Below are 17,205 nucleotides of genomic sequence, written 5' to 3' on the forward strand. Positions count from 1 at the left end.
CACCCCGAGCCTCCCGTATCGTTGTCATGACGAGTGCGAGGGGATGACGATGCATGACCAGGTCCGCGACCTCGTCGCGTCGCTCCCGCCGGCCCCGCGCCTGTCGGACGTGGTCGACGCCGTCGCGGGACGCGTCGGCAAACCCGTCCGGGTCGTCGACGTCGACGGACCGGGCTGGGGCGGCCTGACCGCCCTCGTGGCGCAGCACGACCACGAGGCGATGGTCCTGGTGCCGACCACCGCCCCGCCGCTGTACCGGATGCACTGCGTGCTGCACGAGCTCGGGCACCTGGTCCGCGGGGACACCGGTGCCCCGCCGACGACGCAGCTCGGCTTCGACAGCTGGGTCTCCGGCGGGCACGTCTGCCAGCGGTCCCTCGACGACCGGCCGGACCTGGTCGGCGCCGGCGGTGCGGACGAGCACTTCGCCGAGGCGTTCGCGTACGACCTCGCGCAGGTGCTGCTCGCCGGCACCGTCGACGCCGACGAGCGGACCTACGGGTAGTGGTCGCCCTGCACGCCGCCACGTTCTGGTGCGCGGCACTGATCTTCCTGCTGCGCGCACGGCACGTGTGGCGGAACCCCCAGGGGCGTGCGACCTGGGCGGCCACGGGCGTCGGCGCGGTCGGGCTCCTGACGCTCGGGAGCGTCGTGCCCCAGCGGGACCTCGACGCGCTGCTGGGCGGCACGAACGTCATCAACCTCGCGCAGAACCTGCTCGCCGCCACCGCGTTCTGGCTGATGCTCCGCGCGAGCACGCAGGACCTGCCCGAACGGCCCCTGCTCGCGCGGCCGCTGTCGATCGTCGTGATGCTCGCCGCGTTCACGGTGCCGTTCCTGTTCATCCAGGACCGCGGCGGCACGGTGTTCACGTTCCTCATCGACGAGCTGCACCAGACGCCGACCTGGCTGTACGGGACGATCTACATGTGCGTCGTGGGGGCGCTCGCGGCGTCGACCCTGGTGCGCGGTGTCCTGCGGAGCCCCGGGGCGCTCGTGGTGTTCCGCGTCGGGCTGGTGCTCGTGCTGGTGGCGAGCGTCGACGAGCTGCTCTCGATGGCGGCCGACCACTTCGGGCTGTTCGACGAGCCGACCCGGGTGGTGCTCCGCTTCCTCTTCGACCCGCCCTTCTACGTGGGGATCGTGCTCATCGTGGCCGCCATGGCGTCCCTGACCATGCGGCGGTGGAGCCGCGACGCCGAGTACGTCCGCCACGGCCGTCGGCTGGAGCGCATCGCCCGTCGGCACGGTCTGCGCGGCCGGGGCCGGCGCGGGGACCCGCGCGTGCGGGCCTACGACCTGGTGATCGCGATCCGCGACGCCGAGGTGCAGGGGCAGACGCTGAGTCCGGCCGAGGCGGGGCAGGTGCGGTCGGTGGAGTCCGTGCTGGCGCGGAGCCTGGTCGGATGAGCGGGGCGCAGCGGTGACGGCGCTCGGCGTGCTCGGGCTGGTGCTCGTGCTGCTCGTGCTGCTGGGCCTGCTCGTCGTCGTCCGGCTCGTCGTGGGGCGGGTCGTGCTGCCCGGACGGGAGCACTGGACGCCGGTGCTCGCCGTGGACACCGGGTCGATCACGCTGCCGTCGTCGGACGAGACCAGGAGCGTGGGGACGTTCGGGCTGTGGCACGGCGGGGGTGCGGGCGCCGGGCACAGCGTGGCCGGGCGCACCGTAGCCGGGCACACGGTCGTCGGGTCGGTGCTCGAGGTCGACGAGGTGCGCGGGACCGTCCGCCGCGCCGTGCTGGACTCCGTCGGGGACCGTCCCACCGAGGTCCGCTGGACGGGCCACATGCTGCGTGACCCCTCGGTGCTCCGCACCCCGTGGAACGAGGTCGACATCCCGACGGCGTTGGGCCCCGCGCCCGCGTGGCAGATCTCGCCGCCGGCCGCCGGTGCGGCCGGTGCGGCCGGTGCCGTCGGCGCCGCCGTCTCCGTTCCGCCCGGCGCCTCCCGCACTTGGGCGGTCCACGTGCACGGCATCCGCACCACCCGGGTCACCGCGCTCCGCACCGTCCCCGCGGTGACGGCCCTCGGCTGGACCTCGCTCGTGCCGTCGTTCCGCGGCGACGGCGAAGCCCCGTCGGACACCCCGGCCTCGCACCTCGGCGCGCGGGAGTGGCCGGACGTCGAGGCCGCCCTCGACCACGCCGTCACCCACGGCGCCGAACGCCTCGTCCTGGTCGGATGGTCGATGGGCGCGACGATCACCCGCGAGCTCCTCGTGCACTCGGCGCACCGGGCACGCATCGCCGGGATCGTCCTGGTCGCACCGGCGCTCGACTGGGCGACGACGGTGCAGACGGCCGCTGCACGCTCCGGGCTGCCCGGCCCCGTCGTCCGCCTGGCGCTCGGGACCATGGCGGCGCCCGGGCTCTGCCGGCTGGTCGGGCTCCGGGCACCGGTCGACGTCCGGGTACTGTCGTGGGTACGGGACCCGACCGCCCCGCCGCTCGACCACCTGCCGCCGACGCTCGTCGTGCACTCGCCGGGGGACCCGACCGTGCCGTTCCGGCTCAGCGAGCAGTTCGCGGCGCAGCACCCCGGGACCGTCACGCTCGCGGTCAGCGAGCCGACCGGACACGGCTGGGAGCGGAACCGTGACGCGGCCTGGTTCGACGCGCAGGTCACCGGGTGGGGCGCCGCGCTCGACTGATGCGTGCGCTCCGGCGGCCCGGCGCCGACAGGCGGTTTCCGGATCGCGCGGTGACGGATCCGGTCGGCGATGCCCGGGGATCGTGAACCGGATCCTGCACCGCGCGATCTCGGATCCCACGGTCGGCAGCGCAGACCCGGCGCCCCAGACCCGGCGCCCCAGACCCGGCGCCCCAGACCCGGCGCCCCAGACCCGGCGCCCCAGACCCGGCGCTCCAGACCCGGCGCTCCCGTACCGCCGACGTCCCCGACGCCGTCCAGACGGGGTGCACGCTGCGCCCCGGCGCCGCGCACGCCACCCGGACGCCGGCTTACGACCGGGGGAGTAGACAGACGCATGGGACAGCTCATCTACGCCGGCGAGACACTCGACCTGCACATCGACGACCGGGCCCTGACGCACCTGCAGATCGTCATCGTCAACCTGCTCCGGCGCGACCACCGTTTCGTGTTCTCGTGGAAGGACGACGTCACCCACGGGGACGGTCGCAGCAGCATCTGGCTGCACCCGAACGTCAGCCTGCACTTCAGCTTCGCTGGTGGTCGCACGCCGTCGATCAACCGGTCGTGGCTCGAACAGCTCTACGCGTCGGCGTCGTCCGGGTCCGGACTCGTGCTCACGCCGGAGCCGGTCGACACCAGTGTGGGCGACGACTCACCGTGGTCGCGCGCCGTGGCGCCGGGCTCCGACGAGTCGTAGCGTCCTACCATCATGAAGTTTCTTCGTCAACGGGTTCCGCGCCATCAGGACCATCGCGTACGGTGGCCCCATCGCCCGATGCGCGGACCTGCGCCGGCTCAGGGCGCCGCGTGGGCCTCGGGAGACCTGGATCAGGGGGTTCCCGCGCGTATCGAGTGATGAGGTCGTCGTCCCCGGCAGAGGATTCGGGTTCCGAACCCGGGGGCGGCGACCACCTCACGATCTCGGCAGCCCGCCGTCGCCGCGGTGCTCAGTAGACGTCGCGCACGTACCGCTTCGCCCGGCGCAGGTCGGCCAGGTAGTCCACTGCGTCGTCGGCCCCACGACCGCGCTCCGTCGCGATGACGTCGAGCAGCGCAGCCTCGACGTCCTTCGCCATGCGGGACGCGTCGCCGCACACCGTGAAGGTCGCGCCGTCCTCGAGCCAGGCGTACAGCTCCCGTGACTGCTCGCGCATCCGCGTCTGCACGTAGACCTTCTCGGCCTGGTCGCGTGAGAACGCCAGGTCGAGGCGGGTCAGCACGCCGTCGGCCTGCAGCGCGGACAGCTCGTCCGCGTAGACGAAGTCCGTGTCGCGGTGCTGGTCACCGAAGAACAGCCAGTTGCGGCCCGTCGCACCGCTCGCGGCACGCTCGTGCAGGAACCCGCGGAACGGCGCGATGCCCGTGCCCGGCCCGACCATGACGAGCGGGGCGTCACCGTCCGCCGGCACACCGAACGCCGCGTTCGGCTGCAGGTACACGCCGACCTCGTCGCCGACCTGGACCCGGTCGGCCAGGTGTGTCGACGCCACCCCGGAGTGCTTCCGGTGGTCGTCGCCATACCGTACGGACGCCACGGTCAGGTGGATCCGGTCCGGGTGCGCGAGCGGGCTCGACGAGATCGAGTACTGGCGCGCCTGCAGCGGCCGGAGGAACGGCAGCAGCTCGTCGAGGCCCGGCGCCGTGTCACCGGCGTCGCGGAGCAGGTCGAGCACGTCGCGCCCCCAGAGCCAGCGGTCGAGCTCCTGCTTGTCGCCGTGCGCGACCACCGCCGCGAGCTCGCTGGCGGGTGCCCGCTGCACGAGGTCGGCGATCAGGTCCTTCGACGGCGTCCGGACCTCGCGGTCCGTGCGCAGCAGCTCGCGGACCGACCGGCCGTCGAACGTCTCGTCGCCCGTGGCACCGAGGTGCTCGAGCAGGTGGTCCACCAGGGTGTCGTCGTTCACGGGCACCACGGCCAGCGCGTCGCCGGCGGCGTACGTGATGCCGCTGTCGCCGAGGTCGAACTCGTAGTGCCGGATCTCCTTCGCGCTGCGCGGGTCGGAGAGCAGACGGTTCTCCACCAGGCGCGCCGGGTACGGGTTGCGCTTGGTCCACTGGGACCCCGGACGGGAGGCCCGGGTCGACCCCGCCCCGCCGGCCGCGGTCGTGCCCGTGGTCACCGTCCCGGTCGCGCCGGTGCCGCCGGTCGCGCCGGTCTCAGCGGCGATCCGGTCGAGGACGGCGGCGGTCCAGAGGGCGGCCGGGTCCTCGTAGTCGACGTCGCAGTCGACGCGGTCGTGGACCCGGGTGGCGCCGAGCTGCTCGAACCGGGTGTCGAGGAGCTTGCCGGCCTGGCAGAACTCGTCGTAGCTCGTGTCGCCGAGCCCGAGGACGGCGTACTGCAGGCCCTCGAGGCGGGGCACGGTGCTCGCCTGGACCGCGTCCCAGAACAGGCCGGCGTTGTCGGGCATCTCGCCCTCGCCGTACGTCGAGGTGACGACGAGCACGTGCGACATCCCGGCGAGCTGCTCCGGCGTGACGTCGTCGAGCGCTCGTGCCCGGCCGCCGAGCCCGCGGGCGGTCGCCCCGGCCACGAGCTGGTCGGCGAGGGCCTCCGCGGTGCCGGTCTGCGTGCCGAACAGCACGTCGACGGTGGTCGTCGGCGTGCTCGGGGCCGTGGCGGTGCCGGCGGCGGCGATGCCCGCGATGAACCCGGCGAGCCAGGACTCCTGCGCGGCCGAGAACGGGGCGTCGACCGGGATCAGCTGACCGGTCGGGGGCAGGACGCTCACGCGGTCACCGCCTCGGCCGGGGCCTGCGGGGCGCGGCGGGCGATGTCCTCGAGTGCCGCGGTCGCGAGGAGCTCGTCGAAGCGGGCCTCGTGCAGGCGTCCGTCGTTCTTGGCGTTCTGGTGCATGATCCAGCCCGTGGTGCCGGGTGCGTCCATGCTGCGGTTGTTCCGCTGCGTGAGCGCACGCTTGTGGTCGTCGAGGCGCTTCACCGCGATGAGCGTCGCGAGCTGGTCGTCCGTGAAGCGCTCGAGCGTGCCGCGGAGGTACTTCACGACGCGCTGCTTGACGAAGAAGTCCTCGGTGAGCACCAGGTTCCGCACGGCCTCGAGCACCCGGGGGTCGGCGGGACCGACGGCGCCGGGCACGCGCTCGAGCGCCAGGTCCTGGGCGACGCCGAGCACCGTGTACGACGACAGGAGCGAGAACAGGTCGCCGCCCTGGTCGCCGAGCGCGGGGGCCCGGCCGCCGAGCACCGTGCGGCGGTCCCGGTAGTCGAGCTTGAACGCGCGGAGCTTGTCCGTCGCGGTCGAGACGGCGAGCTCGTCGAGCAGCTCGTTCCGGGTCGAACCGGTCAGGATCGCGTCAGCGTCCTGGGTGAGCAGGAGCGCCCGGGGCATGCCGACGAAGACGTGCGTCCGCGTGGTCTCCCAGTCCGCGAGCAGGCGGGCGGCGAGCTCGGAGCCCGTCGCCTCGAGGTGCCACGTCAGGAGCAGGCGGGCGGCGTCCTCGTGGAAGGCGCCGCGCGCGGTGTCGAGCACCGGGAAGACCAGGAGCGAGTCGGTGCTGGCGCGCTCGGCCACCCGGCCGGTCGGGTCGTACTGGTACAGGAACCCGCCGGACATGCCGTTGCCGAGGCCCTTGCCGAAGCCGCCGAGGTTGAACACGGCACCGCCGGTCATGTACTCGCAGCCGAAGTCGCCGACGCCCTCGACCACGGCGGTCGCGCCGGAGTTCCGGACAGCGAAGCGGTCGCCCGCCTCGCCCTGCACGAAGGTCCTGCCGCCCGTCGCGCCGAACAGCGCGAAGTTGCCGACCAGGACGTTGCCGCCGCGCTCGGAGCTGCCGCCACCGGGCGCACGGACGACGATGCGCCCGCCGCTCTGGCTCTTGCCGACGCCGTCGTTCGCGGTGCCGGTGTGGTCGAGCGTCACGCCGTCGTTGTTGAACACGCCGTAGGACTGCCCGGCGGAGCCGCTCGTGCGGATCGTCACGGCACCGTCGACGAGCCGACGACGTCCGCGGTCGTCGGTCGACACCGCGGGGGCACCCTGCAGGGCGTCGGCCCCGAGCTCGTGGTTGAGGACGCGCTCCAGGTCGATGCCGAGCTGGCCGCCGACGGACTTGTCCGCGTTGCCGAGGAGCACGCCGTCGATCGTCACGCTGTGCTCGTGCCGGACGAGCAGGGCCTCGCGGACCCGCTCGATGAGCGCGTCGTCGGTGGCGTAGTCCTTCTCCAGGTACTCCGGGTCCGTGACGACCTTCTCGGGCACCTGCGTGAGCAGCGCCCGGACGTCGAGCCGCCCGACGCTGGCCGGGTGGTCGAGGAGCTGGAGCAGGTCGGTGCGGCCACGGGCCTCGCGCAGGGAGCGCAGGCCGAGGCGGGCGAGGATCTGCCGGACGTCGTGGGCGATGTTCAGCAGGTACTGCGCGAGCGCGCGGGGGTCGCCCTCGAACGCCTCGGCGTTCGTGGTCAGGCCCGCCGGGCACTTCACGTTGCAGTTCTTCGCCATCACGCAGCCGAGCATCATCAGCGCGGTGGTGCCGAACTCGAACGAGTCCCCGCCGAGCAGCGCCGAGGTGACGACGTCGCTGCCGGTCTGGTGCGCACCCGAGCAGCGGAGGACGACCTTCTGGCGCAGCCCGTTCGCGACGAGGGCCTGGTGCACCTCGGCCACGCCGATCTCCGCGGAGCGGCCGGCGTACTTCAGGCTCGTGACGGCCGCGGCCCCCGTGCCGCCGGTGTTCCCGGCGACGTTGATGACGTCGGCGCCGGCCTTCGCGACACCCACGGCGATCGTGCCGATGCCCTCGGAGGACACCAGCTTCACGATCACCCGGACGCGCGCGGCCTTGCAGTCGTGGATGAGCTGCGCGAGGTCCTCGATCGAGTACGTGTCGTGGTGCGGCGGCGGCGAGATGAGCTCGACGCCGGGGGTGCCACCACGTGCGGCGGCGATGTCGACCGTGACCTTCGCGGCGGGCAGCTGGCCGCCCTCGCCGGGCTTCGCGCCCTGGCCGATCTTGATCTCCAGCTCCTCGAGCATCGGGTCGGCGAGGTAGCCCGCCCAGATGCCGAACCGGCCGGAGGCGAACTGCTTGATGCGGGAGCCGCGGATGGTGCCGTAGCGGGTGTGGTGCTCGCCGCCCTCGCCGCTGTTCGACATCCCGCCGACCATGTTCGTGCCGTGCGCGACGGCCTCGTGCGCGGTCGCGACGAGGGCGCCGTGGCTCATCGCCCCGGACGCCAGGGTCCTGGTGACCTCGTGTGCCGGCTGCACCTCGTCGAGCTCGACGCTGGCCGGGGCGCTCTCGAGCAGCCCGAGCAGGTCCACGGCGGAGCCGGTGGCGCGGAGCGTCACCTGGTCGGCGTCGACGGAGTCGACGTCCACCTGGCCGGGGAAGAGCAGGCCGAGCCCGTCCGCGAGGGCCTGGTGGCGCAGTGCACCCAGCGACGCCGTCGACGTGAGCTCCAGGCGGAACCGGGCCGGGCCTCCCGACCGGCTGTCGTCAGCAGACGGACGCGAGCCGAGCAGGCCGCGCACCGTGACGCTGCTGTTGCCGGTCAGCGAGAACCGGCCGAGCTCACGCGCGAAGTCCTCGGCGTCGTCGATGCCGGTGACGTCCGCGGGGAGGGCGAGCACGTCGCGGAGCGCGGAGGGGCGACGGGAGCGCTCCTCGTGCGTGGTCTGCAGGAACGTGCGGTAGCCGGGGGTGATGCGGAAGGCGTCGATCTCGGCCGTGCTGAGCCGGTCGTAGCCGGTGTTCCGGTACGCCGCGTCGGTGATGCCGAAGGCGTCGTCGAGCTGGCCGAGCGTCAGCAGGCGGAGGGCCTCAGAGTCACCGGCGCGCTCGAAGGACGGGCGCTCCTCGGTCATGCCGCCGAAGCCGCGGACGGACGCCACGCCGAACGAGTGCCCGGCACCGTCCGAGCGCTCCTTGAACAGGCCGAGCAGCGGCACCTGGGCGTCGCCCTGCACGGCGACGGCGCGCTCGTGCCAGTCGGTCGCCGCCTGCGCGATGCGGGTGAAGCCGACGCCGCCGACCGGGGCCTGCATGTGCGGGAAGACGCGGGCGAACAGGTCGTCACGGGTGTCGAGGTAGTTCGGCTCGAAGAACTCGCCGCCGATGTAGCTCTCGGCGGTGCACAGGCCGACGCGGCCCATCGTCTTCGCGAGGGCCTTCTCCGCGGCCTTCCGGAACTGCTTCAGTGCGAGGTCCGTCGCGGTCAGCTCGCCGGCCGGCGCGGGGGCTGCAGGGTACTTCTCCTCGGCACGCAGGCGCGCGCTCAGGCTGTAGACCGCCGCGGCACCGAAGCCGAGGGCCGTCGCCACGTGGTGCGACGACGGCAGCTGCCCGGACTCCGCGACCACGGAGACCCGCAGCCGCAGCCCGGTCTCGATGAGGCGCTGGTTCACGGCCGCGACCGCGAGGATCACGGGCAGGGGCGCGCGGGTGGAGGACACCTCGCGGTCCGTGACGACCGCGATGCCGCCGGTGCGCTCGGCGAAGCGGACGACGTCCTCGGCGAGCTGCAGCACGGCGGCGCGCATGGCGTCGGCGTTGGCCTGCTCGTCGTCGCGGACGGGGGTGTAGAGCATGTCGAAGCGCTCGAGCGGCACGACGTCCTGGTCGCGCAGTCGGACCATGTCGAGGTGACCGAGGATCGGCGACTCCACGACGAGTTGCCGGGTCGTCGCGCCGGTGCCGTGGCCCGGGTCGGTGGCGCTGCCGGTGCCGTCCGGCTTGCTGCCGAGGGTCACGCGCATGCTCATGCCGTCGGCCTCGCGGATCGAGTCCAGCGGCGGGTTCGTGACCTGGGCGAAGCGCTGCGAGAAGTACTTCGCCATGCCGCCCTCGGTGTCGCTGAGCGCGTTGATGGCGTTGCCGTAGCCCATCGCCGAGATCCGCTCCGAGCCGTTCTGCAGCATCGGGTCGAGCATGAACCGGAAGCTCTCCTGGTTCAGCGAGTACGCCACGTAGCGGCCCTGGAGCGACAGGTCGCCGTCATAGCCGAGGGTGTTCGTGGTGCGGTCGTAGTCCGGCGCGGGCAGGTCGTCGAGGTTCACCCGGGCCGCGTCGAGGAGGGTCTCGTAGTCGCGGCGGGCAGCGAGCATCGACAGGACCTCGCCGGTGCGCATCAGCGAACCGGTGCGGTGGTCGACGACGAGCATGCCGCCGGCCTCGATCCGGCCGCGGTGCACGACCTCGTCGTCGGGGAACGTCACCTGGCCGGACTCCGACGACACCATGAGGTACTCGGACGTCTGCACCGTGCGCAGCGGCCGCAGCCCGAGGCGGTCGAGCCGGGCGCCCACGACGTCGCCGTCGCTGAAGATCACCGCGGCGGGTCCGTCGTTCTTCTCCTCGTACAGCGAGAAGTACTCGAGCATCGCGCGGACGTCGGGCGTCAGGGTGCGGTCGTTCTCCCACGCCGGCGGCATGAGGGTGACCACGGCCTCGACGATCTCGAGCCCGTCGTCGAACACGCGGCTCTGCAGCGTCTGGTCGAGGCGGCTCGAGTCGGACTGGCCGGGCGGGCGCACGATGCTGCGGGTGCGGGCACGCGCCAGCGCCTCGTCGGACAGCCGGTTCTTCCGGTCGGTGTTCAGCTCGCCGTTGTGCGCCATCAGGCGGAACGGCTGCGCCATCGTCGGGTGCGGCTCGGTGTTCGTCGAGAAGCGGGTGTGGAAGTACAGCGTGTGGACCGAGTGCCGGGGGTCACGGAGGTCCGTGAAGTACCCGATGACCTCGCCGGAGTTCAGGCGGCCCTTGAGGACCTGCGTGCGCGCGCTCAGCGACAGCGGCGACAGGGCGGCGTGCTCCAGGTGCTGCTCGGCTGCCTGACCGTAGGAGACGGCCTCGATGGCGAGCAGCGCCCGGTTCGCGGCGGCGTCGACCTCGGCGCGGGACCAGGCCTCGGGGGCGCGGAAGACCCACTGCACGATCGGGAGCTGGTACTGCTCGGCCTCGGGGCGCGCCACCGTGTGGTCGACGGGGACGTCGCGGACCAGGAGGAGCTCGAAGCCCTCGGTGGTGACGGCGTCCGCGACGGTGCGTTCCGCCGCGGCGCGCTCGGTCGGGTCGGTCGGGACGAAGCAGTTCGCGACGCCGAAGTGGCCGGCGCGGAGCGGCTCGCCGGTGAGCGCGCTGAAGAACTCCACCGACAGGTCGATGCTCACGCCCGCGCCGTCGCCGACGCCCTCGGAGGACTTGCCACCGCGGTGCGGGATCGCACAGAGCGCCTCGTCGCCCTTGCGGATGACGTCGTGGCTCGGGGTCCCGTCGAGACGGGTGATGAAGCCGACGCCACAGGCGGAGGATTCGCGGGCAGGGTCGTACAGACCGAAGGGAGAGGGGTTCACGAGCGTGTCCATGTGGAGCGGGTGCCAGCAGCGGACGACGGAGGCTGCAACGGTGGAGCGCTCGCCGCGGGCAGACCGGTGGGTGGCAGTCGGGCCCTGTGGGGGTGGTGCGGTGAGCCGATGCTACGGGCTGGTATACCGCGGGCGCAACACCGTCGGGTGGGCGGTGGCGCGTCGTGGCTGGTGGCGTTCGGCGCGGACGGGTCGGGCGTTGCTGGTGCCGTTCGGCGCCGGCGGGTCGGCCGTGCCTGGTGCCGTTCGGCGCCGCACAGCAGGAACCGGTCCGAACCGCGGACGTGCGCGGTTCGGACCGGTTCCGGTGGTGCAGCGACAGCGGGCTACTCGGCGCCCTCGTCCTCTTCCTGGTTGAAGTGCGAGCCGTCCTCGGTGAAGCCGGCTGCGACGCCCTCGGGGTGGTCGGGGATGGTGCCGTCCTCGCCGAGACCGCCGGGCTTCTCGGTGCCCTCGGGGTCCGGCGTGCTGTCGTGCGCGTGGGTGTCGGATGCGTTGCTGTCGGTCATGCGCTGCTCCTTCGCAGATGGTGAGCGGCGGACGTACGGTCCGTGTCTCGGGATCGCCACGGTACTCACGCTCCTGGAGCACTTGGTGCGAGCTTGCGCACCCCGTGCGAGCTCCTGTGGCCGCACGGGGTGCAGGACCTCGCACGGCGCGGGAGAACCCGCACGGTGCGAGCGCGGACGGCTGGTCCCGGGCAGCTCAGGCGTAGCGCCGAGCCGCCCGGAGCGCGGCGTCGGTGTACGAGCCGCCGAACAGCACCACGTGCAGCAGCAGCGGCGCGAGCTGGTGCAGCTCGACGCGCTCCTGCCACCCGGGCGCCAGGCGGGACTCGGCGTCGTAGGCAGCGACGACCGTCTCGAGTCGGGGGAGCCCGAACAGTGCCAGCAGCGCGAGGTCGGTCTCCGCGTGGCCACCGTGCGGGTTCGCGTCGATGAGCACGGCGCCCGTCGGCTCGGAGCTGTCCCGCGGCCAGAGCACGTTCCCCGCCCAGAGGTCGCCGTGCAGCCGCGCGGGGCCGTCCCCGACGAGCGCCGGCTGCGGGGAGCCGAGCGAACCGTCCTCGAGCCGGGCGCACACACGCTCGAACACGGCGGCCTCGGACCCGTCGTACCCGCCGGCGTCGACGATGCGCGACACGTAGTCGCGGATCCGGTACTCCGCGAAGAACTCGCCCCAGGTCTCCGGAGCCTCGGACGCGGGCACGAACGGCGTGCGGGAGCGCCCCATCCGCATCGGCCCGTTCGCCGGGAACCCGGGTGACGGCGCTCCCCAGTGCGCGGCGCCGGCGGCGTGGGTGTGGGCCAGCGACCGGCCGAACCGTTCCGCCTGGGCCGCTGTCGGTGCGGTGTCGGAGACGAACTCGAGCTCGAGCACCGTCGGTCGCGGACGACCGAGCACCCGGGCGATGCGGGTGCCCCCCGCGTCCTCGGCCTCGGCGAGCCACTCGAGCCCCGCGGCCTCGGCGGCGGCCTCGTTCGGGTCGGTGAAGGTCTTGACGTAGGTCTCGGGCATCACCCCATCCAACCCGTCGGCCTTGCGGACGGTCAGACCGCGTCGACGAGCGCCCGCGCCAACGGGTGCCACGCCCGCGAGGACGGCCCGCTCAACACCAGCGTCCGCTCGAGCCGGGGGAGGGTCGGCACCATGACGAGGTCCGCCGGCAGCATCACGCGGCCGAGCGTCGGCACGATCGAGACGCCCTCGCCCCGTTGGATCATCCCGAACATCGTGCTCATCTCCCGCACCCGGTGGGCGTAGCGGAAGGGCTGCCCGGCGATCTCGTGCATCCGTTGGATCTGGTACTCGCACCCGCCGCCGCCCGCGACGAGTCCGTCCTCGTGCAGGTCGTCGAGCGTCAGCGCGGTCGCGTCGGCGAGGGGGTGGTCCCGGCGCACCACGGCCGCCATCTCGTCGGTCGCCACGACGACTCCGCCGTCCGGCACCACAGTTGGGTCGACGAGGACGGCTGCGTCGACCGTGCCGGCCTCGAGCCACTCGGGCATCTCGTCGTCGTCCCCCTCGTAGACCTGGACGTCGACGTCCGGCAGGGTCACCGCCCACAGCTCGCGGAGCCGCGGCAGCAGGCCCTGGCAGACCGTGGGGACGGCGGCGAGGCGCACGGTGCCGCGCGCTGTGCCGGGCCGGACCACAGCCTCCAGGGCGTCGACGGAGGCGAGCACGCTGCGGGCGTGACCGAGCAGGCGTTCACCCAGCGGGGTGGGTGCGGTGGGACCGCCCCGGCGGAGGACGGCACCGCCCACCTCGCGCTCCAGGCCTGCGACGGCGTGCGAGACGGCCGACTGCCCGACGCCGAGGGCGGCGGCGGCGGCGGTGAACGAGCCGGAGTCGACGGTCCCGACCAGGGCGCGGAGCTGGGCGATGGTGATGTTCATGCGTCTCCCTCATGGGAGCATGAGGCGGATGCGTTTGCCTCATGCCGAGCAGTGGCTCGACACTAGCGGCATGAACGCCTTCCTGTTCGTCCTGGTCGCACTCACCTGGGGCTCGAGCTTCCTCTTCATGAAGATCGGGCTCGAGGGCCTGTCGCCGCAGCAGGTCGCGCTCGGACGCGTGCTGCTCGGGGCGCTGACGCTCCTGGTGATCATGGTCGTGACGCGGCGGAAGTGGCCGCGGTCGCTGGCGCTGTGGGGGCACCTGCTCGTGCTCGCGGTGTTCCTGAACGCGGTGCCGTCGAGCCTGGTGGCGTGGGCGGAGCAGAGCGTGCCGAGCGGCCTGGCGAGCATCTACAACGCGACGACGCCGATCATGGTGCTGCTCGCGCTGCCCCTGCTGCTGCCGGCCGAACGGCTGCGCGGTCGGCAGCTCGTCGGCGTGCTGGTGGGGATCCTCGGGGTGCTGGTCCTCGTCGGGCCGTGGGGCCTCATCGGTGACCCGGCCGTGCTCGCCACGGTGCCCGGCCAGCTCGCGCTGCTCGGCATGACCGCCTGCTACGGGTTCGGCCTGGCCTACATGCGCCGGTTCGTCGCCGGCAGTGGGTACGACGCGATCACCCTGACGACGGTCCAGCTGACGCTGGGCGCGGCGCTGCTGCTCGTGGTCGCGCCCGTCACGGCGACCGGCGCGATGCACCTGGACTGGAGGATCGTGGCTGCGATGCTCGCACTCGGTTGCCTCGGCACGGGGCTGGCCTACATGTGGAACACCGGACTCGTGCAGGCCTGGGGCGCTGCGCGCGCGTCCACGGTGACGTACCTGACGCCGGTGGTCGGGGTGGTGCTCGGCGTGCTCGTGCTGGGGGAGCGGGTGCGGTGGAACGAGCCGGTCGGGGGCATCGTGATCCTGGTGGGGATCGCGCTGGCGTCGGGGGTGTTCGGGCGGCGGCGCCGCGCGGCCGTCCCCGACGGGGCGGACGAGCGTCCTGTCACGGTTCCGCACGAGGCCCGGGACGGCGCACGCGGCGCTTGACGGCAGGGGGCGCCGGCCGGAGCCTCCACCCCGCGCGCCCAACGGTCACGACACCCCGCTCACCTTCGCCGAGCGGTCGCTGGTCGTCGGCCGGCGGCCCCGGATCCGACGGTCAGCGCCCGCTCGCCGAACCGCCGACGGGGTGTCGTGACCGTTCGCGGGCGCTGAAGTGGCGGACGGCGGACGCCGGACTCCGGACGCCGGGCCGACGGGAACGCGGAAGGGCACGTCGACGGATCGACGTGCCCTTCCGTTCGCTGCTCGGGGTCAGCGGGTGCGGGTCGTCCCGAGACGGGGCAGGACGATGCCGAGGACGATCATCGCGACGGCGAGGAACGCGTGCAGCACGTTGTCGGCGCTGTTCAGCGGCACGAAGTTCGCGCCGCTCGTCATGCCGGCGGTGAACAGGCCGAAGACGAACAGCACGGCGTAGACGATGCCGCCGACGAGCAGGTAGAGGCGCGAGCCGCTGGCGGTGCGGGACGCGACGAGCCCGACGATGCCGAAGAGCAGGTGCACGATGTTGTGCAGGATCGACACCTGGAACAGGCCGAGCAGCAGGGCCATCGACCCGTGGCCGGCGAAGGACATCGTGCCCATGTCCATGGTCAGGCCCGGGATGAACCCGGCGATGCCGACGATGAGGAAGACGACACCGAAGAGCAGTGCGCCGCGCTGCGTCCAGGTCGAGCCTGCGGTGGTGCGGGGAGATGCTGCGTTGCTGGTCACGATCGGACCTCTCGTCGGGGCGCGGGTGCCCGCGCGGCCTTCACCGTAGGCGGACGGTCCGGGACAGGTTCGCCCCAGTTCGGGGGTGCCTCCGTCGCAGCGGCGGGCCGGTCCGGCGGTCAGGCAGCCTGGCCGTCATTCGCTCCGGCGGTCAGCCGCTCCGCCGGTCAGCCGATCCGCTCGACCGTGACGTGCCAGCCGAGGTCCGAGGCGCGGCGCTCGAGCTCGGACGCGTTCGACCGGCAGAGCGATCCCGAGCCGTCCGGGTAGTACCGGCGGATCGCGGACTCCGGCACGAAGCGCCCGCCGAGGGGGTCGGACCCGAGGTCGCGTACCTGCCACCAGCGCTCGGTGGCCTGTTCGAGCGCGGCGTCGAAGGGGACCTCCACGTCGACGATCTTCAGGCGGTCGTAGCCGGCGTCGTCGAGCTCGGACAACAGGTCGTCGAGGTAGTCGACGCTCGACAGGGTGCCGTGCACGACGACGTTCTCACCGTCGCGCAGGGACCGGCGGCGCAGGGTGTCCGCGACGGCCGTCGACTCGGCGTGCACGAAGCCCGCCAGCTCACGTGGCTGCACAGGGCGGCCGTCGACGAGCACCTGGCCGGTCCACCCGTCGAGCAGCCCGTCCGCCGCGGCGCGTTCGAGCAGGGCGTCCTTGAAGTCGTCGGCGTCGACGTGGCGGTAGGCGTCGAGCTCCGGCATCCGCGCCAGGGCCGTCGACTTGCCGGCGCCGGGCGGACCGGCGGTGACGACGACCGCCAGGGTGCCGTCATCGCTCGGGGTCGGCGTCCGGTCGGCGTGCGCGGCGAGCAGCTCCTCGTGCAGGCGCAGGCGCTCGGCCGTGTAGAGGAAGCCGTCCGGGGCGTACCGCAGTCGGCTGCTCGCCGCGGGGTCGTCCGACCAGGGGTCGTCGAGACAGGCCTGCCGCAGGAACGCGGCGAGCTGGTCGGCGGTGCGGTCGCGGAGCGGACGGTCGTTCGTGTCGGCGTCGGTCACGGGCGGCGGACCCGGCCCTGGCGCCCGGCGATCGCCCGGCGGACCGTCTCGTACTCGCCCTCGCTGATCAGGCCGTCCTGGAACGCGGCGGCGAGCTCCTTCGCGGTGCCGGTCTGGGCCGCGGCGCTGTCGTAGCCGGAGTCACGCGCCGGTGTCCGGTGGGTCATCGCCATCGTCGAGAGCTCGCGCACCATCGTGTCGGAGTCGATCAGGCCGGCCTGGCGCTGGGAGATGACCTCGCGCGGGGACGGCCGCGACGCCGTGAGCGCTCGCCGGGTCAGGCGGCGGGAGACCTCGGGCTGCGAGATGCCGGCGAGCCGGGCGATGTCCCGCTGGGAGACCCCGAGGTCGGCGAGGTCGAAGATGCCGCGACGGAGCTCCATCTCGGCGAGGTGCTGCTGTTCGCGGCTGTGCAGGACGCTGAGCACGGCGGCCCGCACCGACGCAGTGTCGCCGTCCATCCGCGCGGCCAGGGCGTCCACGAGCGACTCGACGTCGTGCCGAGGCCGTCGTCCGGCTCGGGGCCGAGGGTCCATGTCCGTCATCGTCACTCCGTTCCCGCGGTGCCGATCGTACCGCCGGCGAGCGCCTGCGATCGTCCGCCGGTGAGCCCCGATCGTCTCGTCGTCGAGCGTCTCCGTAGGATCGGGGCATGGGCGGTGACGGCGTCGACGTGTGGCTCGACTCCTGGCAGGTCGACGAGGACCACTTCGAGGTGTCGCTCGGCGAGCAGGTCGACTGGGACACCGTGAACATGGACGCGTCCTGGTTGTCGCGGCTGTTCGTCGACCGGGCGATCCCGTGGACCCGCGACACCTACGCGGACGCGACCCGAGCGCCGGAGGACCCGTCCTGGCACCGGGTGCAGGGCCGGGTGTCCGGCATCGAGCAGGTCACGGTCGCCTTCGTCGCGTCGGATGACCCGGCGGACCCCGGCCTCGTTCCCGTCCCCGGGACCGCGGTGGTGCAGGCGGTGACCTCCCTCTGGGACCGTCCCGCCCAGCCGGACGTGCTGGTCGGGTTCGTCGTCCGCGTGGAGTGATCGCTCCGTCGGCGGGACGTCTGTTC

General features: G+C 73.2%; 14 protein-coding genes. 6 read left to right on the top strand and 8 right to left on the bottom strand.

Annotation, left to right across the window (positions count from 1 at the left end; all coding sequences use genetic code 11):
* Positions 1-49 precede the first annotated feature (49 nt).
* The 4 genes from ITJ68_RS12565 (at position 50) to ITJ68_RS12580 (ending at position 3,349) form a co-directional block, all read left to right on the top strand.
* Entirely contained in the window at positions 50-505 is a 456-nt protein-coding gene (locus tag ITJ68_RS12565; protein WP_194661598.1) for a hypothetical protein, read from the top strand.
* Positions 505-1,410, top strand: a complete 906-nt coding sequence (locus ITJ68_RS12570) for a hypothetical protein (RefSeq protein ID WP_194661599.1) — start codon at positions 505-507, stop codon at positions 1,408-1,410. Before ITJ68_RS12565 ends, ITJ68_RS12570 begins: the two co-directional genes overlap by 1 nt.
* A 13-nt stretch (positions 1,411-1,423) precedes the next feature.
* On the top strand, positions 1,424-2,650 hold the full coding sequence (locus ITJ68_RS12575) for an alpha/beta hydrolase family protein (protein WP_194661600.1): 1,227 nt from the start codon (positions 1,424-1,426) through the stop codon (positions 2,648-2,650).
* 336 nt (positions 2,651-2,986) lie between these two features.
* Positions 2,987-3,349 carry an ATP-dependent DNA ligase gene (locus tag ITJ68_RS12580; RefSeq protein ID WP_194661601.1) on the top strand — a complete coding sequence of 121 codons (363 nt, stop codon included), beginning with the start codon at positions 2,987-2,989 and terminating at the stop codon, positions 3,347-3,349.
* 250 nt (positions 3,350-3,599) lie between these two features.
* Here the strand turns inward: ITJ68_RS12580 and ITJ68_RS12585 are convergent, their stop codons facing one another.
* The 5 genes from ITJ68_RS12585 to ITJ68_RS12605 all read right to left on the bottom strand — a co-directional run bounded on the left by ITJ68_RS12585 (position 3,600) and on the right by ITJ68_RS12605 (position 13,377).
* Positions 3,600-5,384, bottom strand: a complete 1,785-nt coding sequence (locus ITJ68_RS12585; protein ID WP_194661602.1) for a sulfite reductase subunit alpha — start codon at positions 5,382-5,384, stop codon at positions 3,600-3,602.
* Complete coding sequence (locus tag ITJ68_RS12590) at positions 5,381-10,978, bottom strand: glutamate synthase-related protein (RefSeq protein WP_194661603.1); 5,598 nt, start codon at positions 10,976-10,978, stop codon at positions 5,381-5,383. Before ITJ68_RS12590 ends, ITJ68_RS12585 begins: the two co-directional genes overlap by 4 nt.
* Positions 10,979-11,304: 326 nt before the next feature.
* Complete coding sequence (locus tag ITJ68_RS12595; protein ID WP_071278138.1) at positions 11,305-11,487, bottom strand: hypothetical protein; 183 nt, start codon at positions 11,485-11,487, stop codon at positions 11,305-11,307.
* Positions 11,488-11,683: 196 nt separating this feature from the next.
* Positions 11,684-12,496, bottom strand: coding sequence for a fructosamine kinase family protein (locus tag ITJ68_RS12600; RefSeq protein WP_194661604.1), 813 nt, complete (start codon positions 12,494-12,496; stop codon positions 11,684-11,686).
* Between the two features lie 32 nt (positions 12,497-12,528).
* Complete coding sequence (locus ITJ68_RS12605) at positions 12,529-13,377, bottom strand: LysR family transcriptional regulator (protein WP_194661605.1); 849 nt, start codon at positions 13,375-13,377, stop codon at positions 12,529-12,531.
* A 70-nt stretch (positions 13,378-13,447) separates the two neighbouring features.
* Here ITJ68_RS12605 and ITJ68_RS12610 point away from each other — a divergent pair, with 70 nt between their 5' ends.
* Complete coding sequence (locus ITJ68_RS12610; RefSeq protein ID WP_194661606.1) at positions 13,448-14,410, top strand: DMT family transporter; 963 nt, start codon at positions 13,448-13,450, stop codon at positions 14,408-14,410.
* A gap of 267 nt (positions 14,411-14,677) precedes the next feature.
* Here the strand turns inward: ITJ68_RS12610 and ITJ68_RS12615 are convergent, their stop codons facing one another.
* The 3 genes from ITJ68_RS12615 to ITJ68_RS12625 all read right to left on the bottom strand — a co-directional run bounded on the left by ITJ68_RS12615 (position 14,678) and on the right by ITJ68_RS12625 (position 16,673).
* Positions 14,678-15,139 (bottom strand): DUF4383 domain-containing protein, encoded by a 462-nt coding sequence (locus tag ITJ68_RS12615; RefSeq protein ID WP_194661607.1) that lies wholly within the window; start codon positions 15,137-15,139, stop codon positions 14,678-14,680.
* Positions 15,140-15,306: 167 nt separating this feature from the next.
* Complete coding sequence (locus ITJ68_RS12620; protein ID WP_194661608.1) at positions 15,307-16,137, bottom strand: zeta toxin family protein; 831 nt, start codon at positions 16,135-16,137, stop codon at positions 15,307-15,309.
* The gene (locus ITJ68_RS12625) at positions 16,134-16,673 is read right to left on the bottom strand and encodes a hypothetical protein (RefSeq protein WP_194661609.1); all 540 of its coding nucleotides are present in this window, start codon (positions 16,671-16,673) and stop codon (positions 16,134-16,136) included. The genes ITJ68_RS12620 and ITJ68_RS12625 overlap by 4 nt, the downstream gene beginning before the upstream one ends.
* Positions 16,674-16,789: 116 nt before the next feature.
* On the opposite strand from ITJ68_RS12625, the gene ITJ68_RS12630 reads away from it, so the two are divergent.
* On the top strand, positions 16,790-17,179 hold the full coding sequence (locus ITJ68_RS12630; protein ID WP_194661610.1) for a DUF6578 domain-containing protein: 390 nt from the start codon (positions 16,790-16,792) through the stop codon (positions 17,177-17,179).
* Positions 17,180-17,205: the final 26 nt, after the last annotated feature.

This window comes from Curtobacterium sp. VKM Ac-1395 (assembly GCF_015350975.1).
In the GTDB taxonomy this organism is placed as follows: Bacteria; Actinomycetota; Actinomycetes; order Actinomycetales; family Microbacteriaceae; genus Curtobacterium.